We start from the raw sequence: 14,154 nt of genomic DNA on the forward strand, positions 1-14,154 counted from the left end.
TACTCGGTAGTTTCTTGGGAGTCTTTTCATGACCGAAATCTTTGCCGCCGTGGACCTGTCCACCGTCGCCACCTTCGTTGGTGCCACCGGCGTCATCATCGTGGCCATCGCGCTCGCCTTCAAGGGCATCAGCCTCGCGAAGCGCGGCGTGAACAAGGCCTGACGCCATGACCGGGCCGCTCGTCGCTTTTTGCTGGGTGTCCATCGCCCTTCTCGGGGGGGTCGGCGGGTTGGCCTTGGTCTTGGGCTTCAAGGGGGCAGGGCTGTGATGTTCCTTCGCTTCCTGCTTCTGGCGGCCCTTTGGTCGCCTTTTTTTGCCTTTGCAACCAACGTCACGCCTTCCGGTTCGATTGTTCTTCAGCAGACCGGGACCAATACTTATGCGGTTGCGGATGGGGCTGGTGGTTCCGGTCCTTTCTCCATGACCAACCGCACAATTGGCTCTGCTGCTGGCGGTGCTGTCACAGTCGCTGAAAGCTATGCCGGCACCTTGGCCGGTGGGCGTATTTCTATACTCGCTCGCCGTGCGGTTCCTGCTGCTTTTGCTATTTCGATGGCGAAAGAGAGTTTTATCGTCGGCTGTCAGGCCGGCACCGAGCTTGCTGCTTATTTGGGTCTTGGCACGTCCTCCAGTTCTCGGACGGGTTGTAATGTCACTGATTGGCTATATGACGATGGTCAGGACCCGGCAGTTTCTTCTGTTTTTCAGTGCGATGGTGTTCCTTCCATAAGCGTTGAGAAGTTTGTTACGCCGTCCCCTGCTTACGGTAGTGGCTCAGATTTTCCCAGTGCTTGCGCGAATTGGGCTTCCATGTTGCAGACCGCATACGACACTGCGTATTCAACTTGCTTGGCTGCTAAGCTTTCCGGTTGCACTCAGGTGACTCAGGTTTCTGCGGTTTGTACATCTCAGACGTCTTGTAAGTCGGCTGGTTATAAAACCTATTATTCCAAGCAGAGCAATGGTAGCTATACCCCTGGCGCCACGACTGCAATTACCTCTACTGCTTTCAGAAACCTCGGTGCTTCTTCTAATTCGAGTTGCCCCGCAGTGATTGATGAGCTTGATCCTGCTTACAGCCTTCCTGCCGGTTCTCCACCCGGTCCGGACGGCAAGTGCCCCACCGGCCGTTATCACACCATTTCCGCAGAAGATGCCAAAAGGCTCATGGAGGCATATGCAAACATTGCCAATGCAGCTGCCGTCATGCAGAAGATTCTTGACAAGGGCGGCAGTCTCCAGGGTGCTCCTGAACGCACTTTGACGGGTGATCCTCAGTCGGTGGGTTCGCCTTCGACCACTATCACCACCAATCCAGACGGCACGGTGACGACGACTACCACCACGCCGAACAATGGTTATTCGTATTCAGGCAATACCATTACCGTCACGAATAATTCGACCACTACCGTGACGACTTGCACTGCTGCGGGTTCCTGCACTAGCAGCACGACCACCAAGGAAAACGACGACGCCGGTACACCTACTGATACCGGCATGCCTTCTGTCCCGAAGCTCTATGAGCAGAAATACCCTGATGGCGTCAAAGGCGTGTGGGATTCTCACGCTCAGGCCATTTCGCAAATCCCCCTCATTTCCTGGGTCAACTCTCTGACTCCCTCGTTTGGAAATGGTGGCTGTCCGGTGTGGGTGATTCCGGTGAACGTCCTGGGCATCAACACCAGTGGCGACGTTTCCATTCCGTGTTGGCTGTGGGGCGTCCTCAAAATCATCTTCAACATTTCCGCGCTGCTGGCGGCTCGGAAACTCATTTTCGGAGGCTGATATGGCCGGTATTGTTCAAGGCTTGACGCTGCTGCTGTCCAAGATTGCGGCGCTTGCAACTTGGCTCGGCGAGTTGGCCGTGGCTGCGTTCACCGCCTTCTGGCTCATGCTTACCGATGTGCTGGTGTGGTCCTTTGACGCCTTCCTGGGTCTCGCGGTGACCCTGGTGGGCTCGATCGACCTTGGCGGCTTGACCGCCTACACCGCCGATTGGGCCGGCCTGCCGCCTTCCACCATCGAAGCGATGCAGGCGGTGGGTTTGAGTTCTGCCGTGGGCATCGTTGCCGTTGCCATCGGCGTTCGCGTGCTCCTTCAACTCATCCCGTTCGTGAGGCTCGGCTCATGATCCTCGGCATGTTTGGCCGCCCAGGTGGCGGCAAGGGCTATGAGGCTTGCGTCTACCACATCATGGAGGCGCTCAAGCGTGGCCGAAAGGTCATTACGAACATGCCGCTCGATGTGGATCGCTGGGCCGCCATTGAGCCCGCTTGGCGCGATCTGATCGAGGTCCGCGACAAGCCCTTGACTGAACGCCAGCCGGATACTCGGTACACCGGCATTCACCGCGTATTCGGTCACGTCGATGACTACGCCACGGACTGGCGTGACGCCGAGGGCAGGGGGCCTTTCTTCGTCATTGACGAGGCGGCGAACGTCATGGGTCGAGGTCGGACACCCCGCTCAGTGGTCGAGTGGTTCGAGATGCACCGCCACACCAATTCCGATGTGATGGTGATGACCCAGACCACCGGCAGGCTGACGCCCGACATTGCCGAACTCATCCAGACTTGCTACTTCTGCCAGAAGGCCAGCAGCTTCGGCAGCATGAGCAAGTACATCCGAAAGGTGAAGGACGGCATCAAGGGCGACGTGGTGAACACCACTGTTCGCACCTACGAGAAGAAGTACTTTGGCCTTTGGCGCAGCCACACCCAGGGCGTTGCGGTGGCAGAAGTGGCCGCGTCTGACATCGTGCCGATCTGGCGTCGTTGGCCGGTTGTCGGTGCCGCCGTGATGCTCCCTTTGGGCATCGCCTCGCTGTTCTTCATCCGCATGCCATGGCAGGCTCATGTGAAGCAGGCCCGTTCCGTTCCTGCCGTGCACGCTGAGGCGGCCAGCGCGGCGCGTGCTTCTGCCATTGCTGCGGCTCGGGCTTCTCTGCCTGCCTCTGTCCCGGCCTCTGCGCCGGCCTCAGTCGTTGCACCCGGGGTGCAGACGCTCGCCGCTCGCGGCAAGGTGGGTGCCGATCCCTTTGCCGGCTATGGCTTGCACATGTACGGCTGCGTCTCGGCTGGTGCTCGGTCGCTCTGCATGTACGCCGTCAGCCAGAACGGTCAGGTGGTGTCGCGTCTGACCGGTGCGGACCTGGAAAAGGCCGGCTACACCCTTGAGGTCCAGATGGCTTGCCTGACCAAGCTCACGTGGCAAGACGTGGAGCGTCGTGCCGTCTGCGACGCCCCCACTCAGTCCGTGCAGATCGCCCAGCAGGGCGCATAGGGGTAGGGGTGGGGGGGACCCCTTGGGGGGGTCCCCACCCCGAACCCTGTGCGCCAGCATGGCTCACTGAGGTGTTGCTTCCGTCTCGGGCTTCTTTCTCAAAAGCAAAGCCAGCGTGCCTCAGCTTCTCCGCTGGATTGGGGCGGCGGCGGCGCCGCCGAGGGCCGAAGGGGGACCCGCGCAGCGGGGGACAGGCCTGGCCCGCCCCGGCACCACCAGCTGCATGGCATCATCTCCGGCAAAGGGAGAAGGAGAAGGACGATGGGTGTCTATGACCGGGACTACATGCGGCCGGATCAGCGCCGCAAGGAACAAGCATCACCTCGGCAGGAGTCAGCACCGCCTCGGCCGGCTTCACAAGCACCATCAAGTCCGTCCAATTCAGGCACAGGAAGATCTGAGCCCAACTGGGTGTTCTGGCGGTCTAAGCAACAGGCGCAGTCACGGTCTCGCCAAGTGTCTTTTTGGCATCTGCTGCTTGTGTGGTGCGCCATCATCGGCGTGGTGTTTCTGGTCATTGACCACTTCATGCTTTCTAAGCGCGTTCGCGCTCTCGAAGCCGAGGTGCGGGCTATTCGCGCTGCCGAAGTCTCCCAATCTGATCAAGTGGGCGATGCGTCTCCGGTGCGCATCGACTTCTTCCGCCAGACCACGGGCCATCCCAGCAAATAGTGCGACCGTGTTGTCGGCCTCGGTCTGCAAAGTGTCGAGTCCGTGCAACGAAATAGCCCACAACAGCAGTCTGGCTTGGCGTGGTGCGCCGGTCTTTTTCCAGCGCCTTAAGGTGCGTTCAGTCACGTCCAGGAACCTCGCCACGTCGCTCTGTTTGAGGCTCCGCAGCAGCGGGTCCGCGAGGAGTTCCGCCATCGTCGGCGGCTCCTTCGGGTATCGGTTGATCATTGTTCTTGGCTCCCAAGCAGCGGCCACAAAAAAGGGCCGTTGCCGGCCCTGGTGTACGTCTGGAAGAAGGCGCGCAATCGCCTGAAAAGCCTGTTCACTTTATTTGACATAATATACATTGTCGTGCATCTTGATGAACCGAACCGGTGATCCCACCCGAGGACCGTCCTGACTTCAGGCACACTAGCCCCATGGCATTGAAGGTGCACGTCATGGGCAACCCTGGGTTGCCCGCTTTGTTTTGTGTCCACGGTTTCGCGTCCAACGCCCAGATCTGGCGGCCTCTGGCCGAGGTCCTCGGCGATCGGTTTGCACTTCATGCCGTTGATCTGCCGGGCTGTGGTGAGTCTCCTGCCGGCGATGACGATCTGGACGCCGTCATCGACGAGCTGCTGAGGTCGGCGCCGGTCGGTGCGATCTGGGTGGGCTGGTCCCTGGGCGGCATGCTGGCCCTGGCGGCGGCGGCCCGTGCCGCCCCGCGGATGGTGTCTGGCGTGGTCACGGTCGCTTCGTCGCCCAAATTCCTCGCCAGCACCGACTGGCCTGCGGGGGTTCCGCAGGAACTGTTCGACGCGGTGTACGCCGGCACGGACGACGTGGCGGGCACGCTGCGCCGCTTCGCCGGCCTGGAACTGAAAGGCTGTGCCAGTGGCGAGTTGCGCCAGCAACTGAAGTGGCTACAGACCCATGCCCAGCTGCCGGCGCCGGACCGTTCCACCCTGCGTGCCGAGCTGGATTGGCTGGCGCAATTGGACGTGCGTTCGGTGCTCGGCAAACTGCCCGTCCCAGTGCGCCATGTGCTGGCGGGACAGGATGCGGTGCTGCCCGTGGCTTGCGCCGATGCCATCGCGTCGCTCACGGGCCGTCCTGGCGAGGTGTCGGTGCTGGCCGAGGCCCCGCACGCCCTGTCCCTGACCCATGCACCCGCGCTGGCTCAGGTGGTCGATGCGCTGTGGCAGCAGCTGCGGCGCCCCACCCTGCAAAGCCGTGTGGCCCAAGCGTTCAGCAAGGCCGCCACGGCCTACGAGCAACGTGCCCTCCTCCAGCGCCGTCTGGCGTTTCAATTGCTGGAACGGCTGCCGGCAGCGGGAGCGACCGAATCGGTGCGTACCGTGCTGGACCTGGGCTGCGGCACGGGCTATTGCCTGCCGGCGCTGCAGCAGGCCTGTCCGCAAGCGCGGGTGATCGGGCTGGATCTGGCCTCGGGCATGCTGGCGCAGGCCCGGGCGCGATGGGGCGATCGCTTCGAGTGGATCTGCGCGCCCGCCGAGCACATGCCACTGGGCGATGCCAGCGTGGATCTGATTTACTCCAGCCTGGCGCTGCAGTGGTGCGACAGTTTCTCAGCGGCCTTGGCCGAGATTCACCGCGTGCTGAAGCCCGGTGGCACGGTGCTGCTGAACACCCTGGCCGAGGGGACGCTGCGGGAACTGGCCGAGGCCTGGGCCACGGTGGACGACCTGGACCATGTGCACCGCTTTCCGTCGGCCCAGGCGCTGCTGGCCCAGGTGGATGCGACGCTTTGGACGGTGGACTGGCAGAGTTGCGCGGACGAGGTGGATCATCACCCTGACATCCGCAGCTTGGCCAATGCCATCAAGGGGGTGGGCGCCCACCACATGCAGTCTGCACGCGCGGGGCTGGGGGGACGCCGGGCCGTGCAGGCCTGGATGGCGGCCATGGAGCGCTTTCGCACCCCGGAGGGACTGCCGGCCCGCTACCGGGTGCTGTCCCTGCGTCTGACCCGACGCCCTGACTGAGGGCCCTGGATCGCCTGGATTCAAGCTTGTTCTTCGTCGGGCAAGTCGGCCTCGACTTCGCTGTCGATGGCGTCGTCGTAGGCGCTCAGTTCGGCTTGGTTGATCTTGGGGATCAGCGGACGGTCCAGCGGACGGCACACGCGGCGCTTCAGGTGCCCCAGACGCTCCGAGCGCTCCACCGCAGCCAGGATCGAGTCCGGCTGGGTCAGCATCAGGAAGGGATTCGCGATGACTTCTTGATGGCGCATGGTGTTCTCTCCGTGGTTGGCCCCCGGGTGGTGACCATGGAATGAACTGTAGGCAAGCACGTCTTTTCGAAGAAGTCGGCCGCCAGACAAGCGCTATGTCGGAATTTGTCCGACAAATGTGTCGGTGTGTTGCTCAGCGGGCGGCGCTGGTGGCGGCGCGCAGTTCCTGCGCCAGCCCGGTGCGGTCGGCCGCGTCGGCGAAGTCGGCTGCCTGGCGCCCGCCCTGATTGCGCGGGCGCGCGTCGGCCCCGCGACGCAGCAGCAGCCGGGCACTGTCGATGGCGCCGTAGCCTGCGGCCATCATCAGCGGGGTGTTGCCATTGGGGGCGACGGCGTCCAGCACGGCGCCACGGGCCAGCAGCAGTTCCACTGCTTCGAGGCTGGGGCCGGCGGCGGCGTAATGCAGGGGCGTCCAACCCGCCTTGTTGATGCGGGCTCCGCGTTGGATGAGGGTGTTCATCACCTCCACGCGCCCCTTGAGCGCAGCCATCATCAGCGGCGTCTCACCCATGGCGTTCTCGGCGTCCGCGGCCAGGCCGGGCCAGGCCAGCAGGACCGGCAACACGGTGCCGGAACCTTCGCGCAACGCCAGGTAAAGGCCGCTCTGCCCCCGCGGGTCAACGGTGTTCACATCGAACCCGGCCTGGAGCATCTTCTGGATCTCGCGCCCCAGGTCCAGCTCGATGTAGCGGAACCAGTCCTCGTAGCTGCCGGCACGGGCGGCCAAAACGTGGGTGGCCAGCAGCAGGCCCGCCACCCCCTTCAGGCAGCTGCGTCGCTTCATGCTGCAGCGCCTCCGATGGGCAGTTGCACGCCGAACAACTGCTCGAAGTTGTGGCTCGTGGCCTCGGCAATCGCCTCCACCGACAGGCCCTTCTGCTTGGCCAGCTCGGCCGCCACATGGGGCACCAGCGCCGGGGTGTTGGTCTTGCCGCGGAAGGGCACCGGCGCCAGATAGGGGCTGTCGGTCTCGATCAGGCAGCGGTCCAGCGGCACCATGCGGGCCACCTCGCGCAGCTCCTCGGCATTGCGGAAGGTGACGATGCCGGAAAAGGAGATCAGGAAGCCCAGGTCCAGGGCGGCACGGGCCACCTCGCGGGTTTCGGTGAAGCAATGGAACACCCCTCGCGGCGCCGGCCCCGTGGTGGCGGCCTCGCGCAACAGGGCCAGGGTGTCCTCGCTGGCGCTGCGGGTGTGGATGATCAGCGGCAGCCCGCTGGCCTGGGACGCGCGGATGTGCACCCGGAAGCGCTCGCGCTGCCAGGCCATGTCGGCCACCGTGCGGCCGTTCAGGCGGTAGTAGTCCAGCCCGGTCTCGCCGATGGCCACCACCTTGGGGTGGGCCGCCCATTGCAGCAGCTCGCCTTCGCTGATCTCGGGCTCGTCCTCGGTGTCGGGGTGCACGCCGGCGCTGGCCCACCAGGCGGCATCGGTCTCGGCCAGGGCCACCACCTCGGCAATCTCGTCCTTGCGAGTGCTGATGCACAGCGCCGCCCCCACCCCGGCCTGGGCCATGTCGGCGCGAATCTGGGGCAGGCTCTCCTTCAGTTCAGGAAAGCTGAGGTGGCAGTGCGAATCGACGAACATGGTGGAGCAACAGACATGGCCGCTGGGATCGCCCTGCGGCTGGCAAAAGGAATGGGACGCGCTCAGAGCGTCTGGGTGGGCTTGGAGGAAGACAGCGAGGTGCCCAGGATCTCCTCGATCCGCACCTTCAGGGCCCGCGTCTTGTCGTCGCCTGGGAAGCGCACGCCCACGCCTTGCGTGCGTCCGCCCGAGGTGTTGGCCGGTGTCAGCCAGCCCACCTTGCCCGCCACCGGGTAACGCTGCGGGTCGCCCGGCAGGGACAGCAGCAGGTAGATGTCATCCCCCAGTTGGTACTCGCGGTTGGTGGGGACGAACAGCCCCCCCTCGGTGAAGAAGGGCATGTAGGCGGCATAGAGCGCCCCCTTCTCCCTGAACACCAGCTGGATCACGCTGGGCCGGCCGGAGACGGCGGGCGCCCCTGCGGGCAGCCCGGGGCTTCTGCTGTCGGTATCGCTCATAGATCAAGTGTAGCCACGCCGGCTGCCACCTGCCTGCACGGCGGCGCGACCTTGGGCCATCAGTGCCTCGATCAGCAGCGGGGCCTGCCAGGGATGGTCGGCATGGCGGTTCACGCGGGCCAGTTCGCGGCTCCATTGGGCCAGCGCGCTGGCGTCGCTCACACGCGGCAGGCTGGCGACCGGAAAGTAGCGCGGCGGCGCGCCCACCGCATGGGCCATCAGGTCGTGGCAGAGCTGCTGCAGCGCCTTCACCGCCTGCGGCACCGACCAGGTGGACAGCCAGCGCGCATCGCCCTGGGCCAACTGCGCCGGCAGGCTGCTCCACTGGGCACCGGTGACGCCGTCGGCGGCCAGGGCCTGGGCGGCCAGCGGCTCACCGCCCGCCGCTTGCAGCAGGGTGTCGGCGTCCTTCACGCCCTGGCGATTCAGCCAGTCCAGCGCCTCGGCCGGGGCCGGCGGCACCAGGCGCAGGCGCTGGCAGCGGCTGCGGATGGTGGGCAGCAGGTGCTCCGGGTCCTCCACGGCCAGCAGGATGCGCACGCCCTGCCCTGGCTCTTCCAGGGTCTTGAGCAAGGCATTGGCCGACACGGTGTTCATCGCATCGGCCGGGAAGAACACCAGCACCTTGCCACGGCCGCGGCCGGAGCTGCTGTGAGCCCAGTCGATGGCCTGGCGCACGGCTTCGACCTTGATCTCCCGGCTGGGCTTCTTCTTGGACTTGCCCTCACCGTCGGCCGGTTCGGCCTCGCCGTCGCTGGCGCCCCATTGCAGGGTCTGCGCCCAGGTTTCGGGCATCACGACCTTCAGGTCGGTGTGGGTGCGCGCCAGCACCAGGTGGCAGCTGGGGCATTGGTCGCAGGGGCCGGGCGGCTGCTCGCACAGCCAGGCCTGGGCCAGGCGCAGGGCCAGCTCGAACAGGCCGGAGCCGAAGCCGCCGTGCAGGATCAGCGCGTGGCCGCGCTGCCCTTCGCGCCAGGCGGCCAGAGGCTCGGCCAGCCAGGGCAGGTCCTTCTCGTTGCGCATCACGACGCTGCGCTCCCGGGCGAGGCCGTGCGGGCCCGCACGGTGGCCAGCACATCGGCGCGCACCGCCTCCAGGCTCTGGCCGGCGTCGATGCGCACGAAGCGCTCGGGTGCGGCCGCCGCGCGCGCTGCGTAGCCGGCGCGCACGCGCTCGAAGAAGGCGCTCTCCTCGCTTTCCAGCCGGTCCGGTGCCCGGGCCCCGGCGCGGCGGGCCGCAGCGATCTCGGGCGCCACGTCGAACCACAGGGTCAGGTCGGGTTGGCGGCCCTGCTGCACCCAGCTTTCCAGCTGACCCAGCACGGCCAGGTCGAAACCCCGGCCCGCGCCCTGGTAGGCGAAGGTGGCATCGGTGAAGCGGTCGCACAGCACGGTGCGGCCCTCGGCCAGGGCGGGCTCGATGCAGCGCACCAGGTGGTCCCGGCGGGCGCCGAAGACCAGCAGCGCTTCGGTCAACGCGTCCATGCGCTCATGCAGAAAAAGCTCGCGCAGGCGCTCGGCCAGTTCGGTGCCACCGGGCTCGCGGGTGCGCAGCAGCCGGTGCCCGACCTGCTCCAGCGCCTGGGCCACCGCCTCGATGTGCGAGGACTTGCCGGCACCGTCGATGCCTTCGAAGGTGATGAATCGTGCGGGCGCGCTCACCGGCTCCCGCCTCTCTGATACTGGTTCACCGCGCGATTATGGTCCGTCAGGTTGTCGCTGAAGGCGCTGCTGCCGTCGCCCTTGGCCACGAAGTAGAGCGCCTGGGATGCGGCCGGGCGGGCCGTGGCCAGCAGGGCCTGGCGCCCCGGCAGGGCGATGGGCGTGGGCGGCAGACCGCGGCGCACATAGGTGTTCCAGGGCGTGTTGGTGGTCAGGTCGTCACGGCGCAGGTTGCCGTCGAAGCGCTCGCCCATGCCGTAGATGACCGTCGGGTCCGATTGCAGGGGCATGCCGATGCGCAACCGGTTGTTGAACACGGCCGCCACCATCGGACGGTCTTCGGGTTTGCCGGTCTCTTTTTCGACCACGGAGGCGAGCGTGAGCAACTCGGCCGAAGATTTGAGCGGGCTGGCCGGGTCGCGCTGGGCCCAGGCCTGCGCCAGCGCGACCTGCATGGCCTCGGCGGCGCGGCGCAGCACGGTGACATCGCTCACGCCCGGGCTATAGGCATAGGTGTCTGGAAACAGCCAGCCCTCCACCGACGGCGCATTCAGCCCCAGCGCCACCGCCAGTTGGGCATCGCTCATCGCGTCCACCGTGTGCCGCAGGTGCGGCGCCTTGGCCAGGGCCTCACGCACCTGGCGGAAGTTCCAGCCCTCGATCAGGCGCAGGGTCTGCAGGATCTGGTCACCCCGCACCATGCGGTCCAACAGGCTGTACGCCGTGGCACCGGTCTCGATCTCGTAGCTGCCGGCCTGGATGCGCCGGGCCTTGCCGGACCAGCGAAACCATTCGTACAGCAGCCAAGGCTGCACGTCGACCCCGGCCTGCACCCACTGACGGGCGATCTCGCGCGTGGGCGTGCCCGGCTCGATCGACACCTCGACGCGCTCGCCCCGCAAGGGCAAGGGGCGCTGGACCCACCAGACCCCCAGGGCCGCACCCGCGATCAGCACCAGCAGCAGGCCCGACAGCAGGGCCTTGATCCGCTTCATCATGTATGCACACCCCTCGCGCCGCGAGACCCTGAATCCTGCTCAAGCATGGGGCGCGATGATAATCGCCGACATGACTGCCGCCCCTGCTTCCCCCCCTGAAGACACCCCTCTGTCCCCCGCGCTGTCCGGGGCCGTGCCCCTGGCCGATTGGGGCCTGATCCGGGCCCGCGGTGCCGATGCGGTCACCTTTCTGCAGGGGCAACTGACCAATGAGCTGGCGTCGGCGGGTGCCACCCAGGCCCGCCTGGCCGGCTACTGCTCGCCCAAGGGCCGGCTGCTGGCCAGTTTCGTGGCCTGGCAGGCATCCGGCGCCGAAGACTGGCTGCTGGCCTGCAGCGCCGATGTGCTGCCGCCCACCCTCAAGCGCCTGTCCATGTTCGTGATGCGCGCGCAGTGCAAGCTCAGCCAGGCCGACGATGTGGCGCTGTGGGGCCTGGTCGGGGCAGCGGCACAGCAATGGCTGGGCACCGATCTGGCCGCGCCAGCCTGGGGCGTGAGCCGGGTGAAGGACGCCCAGGTGGTCCGCCTGCCCGATGTGGACGGCACCGTGCGCTGCCTGTGGGCCGGCCCGGCCGACCAGGCCCCGGCCCAACTGCCCGCGCTGTCCCCGCAGGCCTGGCAAGTGCTGGAAGTGCGCAGCGGCGTGGCCCGCATCGTCGCGGCCACCAGCGAGGCCTTTGTGCCCCAGATGGTCAACTTCGAGCTGGTGGGCGGCGTGAACTTCAAGAAGGGTTGCTACCCCGGCCAGGAGGTGGTGGCCCGCAGCCAGTACCGGGGCACGCTCAAGCGCCGCGGCGCCCTGCTGGCGACCCAGGCCCCGATGCAGGCCGGGCAGGAGATCTTTCTGGCCAGCGAACCTGAACAGCCCGCGGGCCAGATCGCACTGGCGGCATCGGCCGATGGCCAGGGCTGGGAAGCCTTTGCCGAGGTCAAGCGTGCCGCGCTGGCCGGCGAACTGCATCTGGGCAGTGCCCAGGGCCCTGCCCTGCAGGTGCGCGCCCTGCCCTATGCCGTTCCCCAAGATGAGGCATGAGTCACGAAAGCCCGGCCGATGCGCCGTCACCCGGGCGGCTGGCGGCGGAATGGTTCATCTATTATCAGATCGCGACGGCTGACCTGCCCCAGGCACTGGAAGCCGTCATCGGCTTTCAGCAGCGTCTGCAGCAAGACTGGCCCGGCCTGAGTGCCCGTGTTCTGCAGCGGCTGGAAGCGTCTGGAACGGCAGCAGGACGACTCACGCTGATGGAGATCTACCGGTTCACGCCGCGAGCCCCCGCCTCGGTCAAAGCCAGGGCGAATCTGGACTTCGACACGGCGCTGGCCGAAGCCGCCCGGGATGTCCAACCCTGGTTGCAGGGGCCTCGCCACGTGGAGAGCTTCGTGCCATGTGCCTCGTAGGCGTCGCGCTGGGCCTGAGCCGCCGCTACCCGCTGGTGGTGGCCTCCAACCGCGACGAATACATGGACCGTCCCAGCCAGGCGCTGGACTGGTGGTCCCCCTGGCCGGAAGGGCCACCCGTGCTGTCCGGACGGGATCTGCGGGCTGGCGGCACCTGGATGGGGCTGAGTCAAGCTGGCCGCTTCGCCCTGGTGACCAATGTCCGGCAGCCCTTTGCGGTCGAACCCGATGCCCCCTCGCGGGGCCAGATCCCGCTGGGCTGGCTGCGGGGCGATCTGCCGGCCGATCGCTTCTGGCCTCGCACGGCCCTGAGCGGGCATGCGCCCTTCAATTTGCTGGCAGCGGATTTCCCGGCCGGTGAGTTCTTCTGGACCAGCAACCAGCATCCGCACCCGCAGCGCCTGACCCGCGGAGTCCATGGGCTCAGCAATGCGGCCCTGGACACCCCCTGGCCCAAGGTGGAGCGGATCAAGCAGCGCTTGTCCGCGGCCCTGGGGGAGAACCTGCCGCTGCCTGCGCTGTGCGGCACGCTCTTCGAGGCTCTGGCTGACGAAACCCCCGCTCCCGACGCCGAGCTGCCCCAGACCGGCGTCGGCCCGGCGGTGGAGCGCATGCTCTCACCGGTGTTCATCCGCAGCCCCGACGGACGCTATGGCACCCGCTGCTCGACGCTGCTGGTCTGCGAGGCCCAGGGGCGCAAGCTGACCACCCACATGATCGAACGCCAGCATCCGCTCGCCGAGGAGCGTGCCTTTCGCCTGGATGCCTGGCCCCCGACGGGGTTGCCCCTGCCCTCGATGACGCGGCGACGCTGAAGCCGATCAGACGTCCAGCAGCGCCCGCCGCAAGGCCTGCGCGCCAGCGGCCTGGGCCAGTTCGGCCTCGGGGATGGCCCGGCCGAGTTTGATGAAGTCGTGGGTCACGCCCCGGTAGAGTTCCAGATCCACCACCACGCCGCTGGCGCGCAGGCGGTCGGCATAGGCCAGGCCTTCGTCCACCAGCGGGTCGCATTCGGCCAGGAGGAAGCAGGCCGGTGCCACGCCGTCCACATCCGGGGCCAGCAGCGGAGCGAAGCGCCAGTCGGTGCGGTGTGCGGCGTCGATGTAGTGGTCGAAGAACCAGCGGATGCTGTCGGCCTCCAGCAGAAAGCCGTTGGCGAACAGCTCATGGGAGCGGGTGTCGCAATGGGCGGTGGTGCCGGGTGTGATCAGCAGTTGCAGCGCCAGCGGCAGCCCGGCGTCACGCGCCATCAGGGCACAGACCGCCGACAAGGTGCCTCCCGCACTGTCACCGCCCACCGCCAGTCGGCTGCCGTCCAGACCGAGGGCAGCCGCGCCTTCCGTGGCCAGCCAGCGCAGGGCCGCGAAGCTGTCGTCCACCGCGGCGGGAAAGCGATGCTCCGGCGCCAGGCGGTAGTCCAGCGACAGCACAGCCACGCCGGCGCGCAGGGCGAACTGCCGGCACAGGCTGTCGTGGGTGTCCAGCCCGCCAATCACGAAGCCCCCGCCATGCAGGTAGAGCAGCACCGGCAGGCGCTCGTGCGAGGGCGCGAAGAGGCGCGCGGCGCACTGCACCCCGGGCGCCACGGGCACCTGCACCGCCTCCACGCGCGCCAGGGGCGCACGGGGCAGATCGAGCACCTCGGCCGCCACGCCATAGGCGGCGCGGGCCATCTCGGGTGAGAGCTCATGGAACGCGGGGCGCTTGGCCCGCCGGATCCGGTCCAGCAGACCCGCCATCTGGGGCGTCAAGGTCGGGGTGTTCAAGAACTGTCTTCCGCAAATCGGGGCCGCAGCATACCCCGCGTTGCAAACCCCGTCGGGCTGATCCGTCTTGGTGCGGGAACCCGCTTCTCTGCCCC

Annotated in this window: 17 protein-coding genes; 8 read left to right on the forward strand and 9 right to left on the reverse strand. The window is 66.8% G+C overall.

Annotation, left to right across the window (positions count from 1 at the left end; translation table 11 throughout):
- Positions 1-28 precede the first annotated feature (28 nt).
- From LRM40_RS21395 to LRM40_RS09460, 4 genes are all read left to right on the forward strand, one after another.
- Positions 29-163 carry a hypothetical protein gene (locus tag LRM40_RS21395; RefSeq protein ID WP_259372454.1) on the forward strand — a complete coding sequence of 45 codons (135 nt, stop codon included), beginning with the start codon at positions 29-31 and terminating at the stop codon, positions 161-163.
- A 105-nt stretch (positions 164-268) separates the two neighbouring features.
- On the forward strand, positions 269-1,786 hold the full coding sequence (locus LRM40_RS09450; protein WP_151122944.1) for a hypothetical protein: 1,518 nt from the start codon (positions 269-271) through the stop codon (positions 1,784-1,786).
- A 22-nt stretch (positions 1,787-1,808) separates the two neighbouring features.
- Positions 1,809-2,132: a hypothetical protein gene (locus LRM40_RS09455; RefSeq protein ID WP_231067489.1), complete on the forward strand. Its 324-nt coding sequence runs from the start codon at positions 1,809-1,811 to the stop codon at positions 2,130-2,132.
- A complete protein-coding gene (locus tag LRM40_RS09460) occupies positions 2,129-3,283 on the forward strand; it encodes a zonular occludens toxin domain-containing protein (RefSeq protein WP_151122948.1) in 1,155 nt (384 codons plus the stop codon). The genes LRM40_RS09455 and LRM40_RS09460 overlap by 4 nt, the downstream gene beginning before the upstream one ends.
- Before the next feature lie 441 nt (positions 3,284-3,724).
- Here the strand turns inward: LRM40_RS09460 and LRM40_RS09465 are convergent, their stop codons facing one another.
- Positions 3,725-4,150 carry a hypothetical protein gene (locus LRM40_RS09465; protein ID WP_151122950.1) on the reverse strand — a complete coding sequence of 142 codons (426 nt, stop codon included), beginning with the start codon at positions 4,148-4,150 and terminating at the stop codon, positions 3,725-3,727.
- Between the two features lie 224 nt (positions 4,151-4,374).
- On the opposite strand from LRM40_RS09465, the gene bioC reads away from it, so the two are divergent.
- Positions 4,375-5,943 (forward strand): malonyl-ACP O-methyltransferase BioC, encoded by a 1,569-nt coding sequence (gene bioC, locus LRM40_RS09470; protein ID WP_151122952.1) that lies wholly within the window; start codon positions 4,375-4,377, stop codon positions 5,941-5,943.
- Positions 5,944-5,963: 20 nt separating this feature from the next.
- Here bioC and LRM40_RS09475 read toward each other — a convergent pair whose 3' ends face one another.
- From LRM40_RS09475 to mltG, 7 genes are all read right to left on the reverse strand, one after another.
- Complete coding sequence (locus tag LRM40_RS09475) at positions 5,964-6,191, reverse strand: hypothetical protein (RefSeq protein ID WP_151122954.1); 228 nt, start codon at positions 6,189-6,191, stop codon at positions 5,964-5,966.
- Positions 6,192-6,324: 133 nt separating this feature from the next.
- Positions 6,325-6,975, reverse strand: a complete 651-nt coding sequence (locus LRM40_RS09480; RefSeq protein WP_151122956.1) for an ankyrin repeat domain-containing protein — start codon at positions 6,973-6,975, stop codon at positions 6,325-6,327.
- Complete coding sequence (locus tag LRM40_RS09485) at positions 6,972-7,778, reverse strand: TatD family hydrolase (protein ID WP_151122958.1); 807 nt, start codon at positions 7,776-7,778, stop codon at positions 6,972-6,974. Before LRM40_RS09485 ends, LRM40_RS09480 begins: the two co-directional genes overlap by 4 nt.
- A 62-nt stretch (positions 7,779-7,840) precedes the next feature.
- Positions 7,841-8,236: a PilZ domain-containing protein gene (locus tag LRM40_RS09490; RefSeq protein WP_151122960.1), complete on the reverse strand. Its 396-nt coding sequence runs from the start codon at positions 8,234-8,236 to the stop codon at positions 7,841-7,843.
- A 3-nt stretch (positions 8,237-8,239) separates the two neighbouring features.
- Positions 8,240-9,259 carry a DNA polymerase III delta subunit-related protein gene (locus tag LRM40_RS09495; protein WP_151122962.1) on the reverse strand — a complete coding sequence of 340 codons (1,020 nt, stop codon included), beginning with the start codon at positions 9,257-9,259 and terminating at the stop codon, positions 8,240-8,242.
- Positions 9,259-9,897, reverse strand: coding sequence for a dTMP kinase (gene tmk, locus LRM40_RS09500; RefSeq protein ID WP_151122964.1), 639 nt, complete (start codon positions 9,895-9,897; stop codon positions 9,259-9,261). Before tmk ends, LRM40_RS09495 begins: the two co-directional genes overlap by 1 nt.
- Positions 9,894-10,892: an endolytic transglycosylase MltG gene (gene mltG, locus LRM40_RS09505; protein ID WP_211372940.1), complete on the reverse strand. Its 999-nt coding sequence runs from the start codon at positions 10,890-10,892 to the stop codon at positions 9,894-9,896. Before mltG ends, tmk begins: the two co-directional genes overlap by 4 nt.
- Positions 10,893-10,965: 73 nt before the next feature.
- On the opposite strand from mltG, the gene ygfZ reads away from it, so the two are divergent.
- Genes ygfZ through LRM40_RS09520 form a run of 3 tightly spaced genes read left to right on the forward strand, consistent with a single transcriptional unit; the run spans position 10,966 to position 13,108 of the window.
- Positions 10,966-11,928, forward strand: coding sequence for a CAF17-like 4Fe-4S cluster assembly/insertion protein YgfZ (gene ygfZ, locus LRM40_RS09510; RefSeq protein WP_151122966.1), 963 nt, complete (start codon positions 10,966-10,968; stop codon positions 11,926-11,928).
- Positions 11,925-12,293 (forward strand): DUF4936 family protein, encoded by a 369-nt coding sequence (locus tag LRM40_RS09515; RefSeq protein WP_151122968.1) that lies wholly within the window; start codon positions 11,925-11,927, stop codon positions 12,291-12,293. The genes ygfZ and LRM40_RS09515 overlap by 4 nt, the downstream gene beginning before the upstream one ends.
- A complete protein-coding gene (locus LRM40_RS09520; RefSeq protein ID WP_151122970.1) occupies positions 12,281-13,108 on the forward strand; it encodes an NRDE family protein in 828 nt (275 codons plus the stop codon). Before LRM40_RS09515 ends, LRM40_RS09520 begins: the two co-directional genes overlap by 13 nt.
- 6 nt (positions 13,109-13,114) lie before the next feature.
- Here the strand turns inward: LRM40_RS09520 and LRM40_RS09525 are convergent, their stop codons facing one another.
- Positions 13,115-14,032 carry an alpha/beta hydrolase gene (locus LRM40_RS09525; protein WP_151123070.1) on the reverse strand — a complete coding sequence of 306 codons (918 nt, stop codon included), beginning with the start codon at positions 14,030-14,032 and terminating at the stop codon, positions 13,115-13,117.
- Between the last annotated feature and the right edge of the window lie 122 nt (positions 14,033-14,154).

It is taken from the genome of Ideonella dechloratans (genome assembly GCF_021049305.1).
In the GTDB taxonomy this organism is placed as follows: domain Bacteria; phylum Pseudomonadota; class Gammaproteobacteria; order Burkholderiales; family Burkholderiaceae_C; genus Ideonella; species Ideonella dechloratans.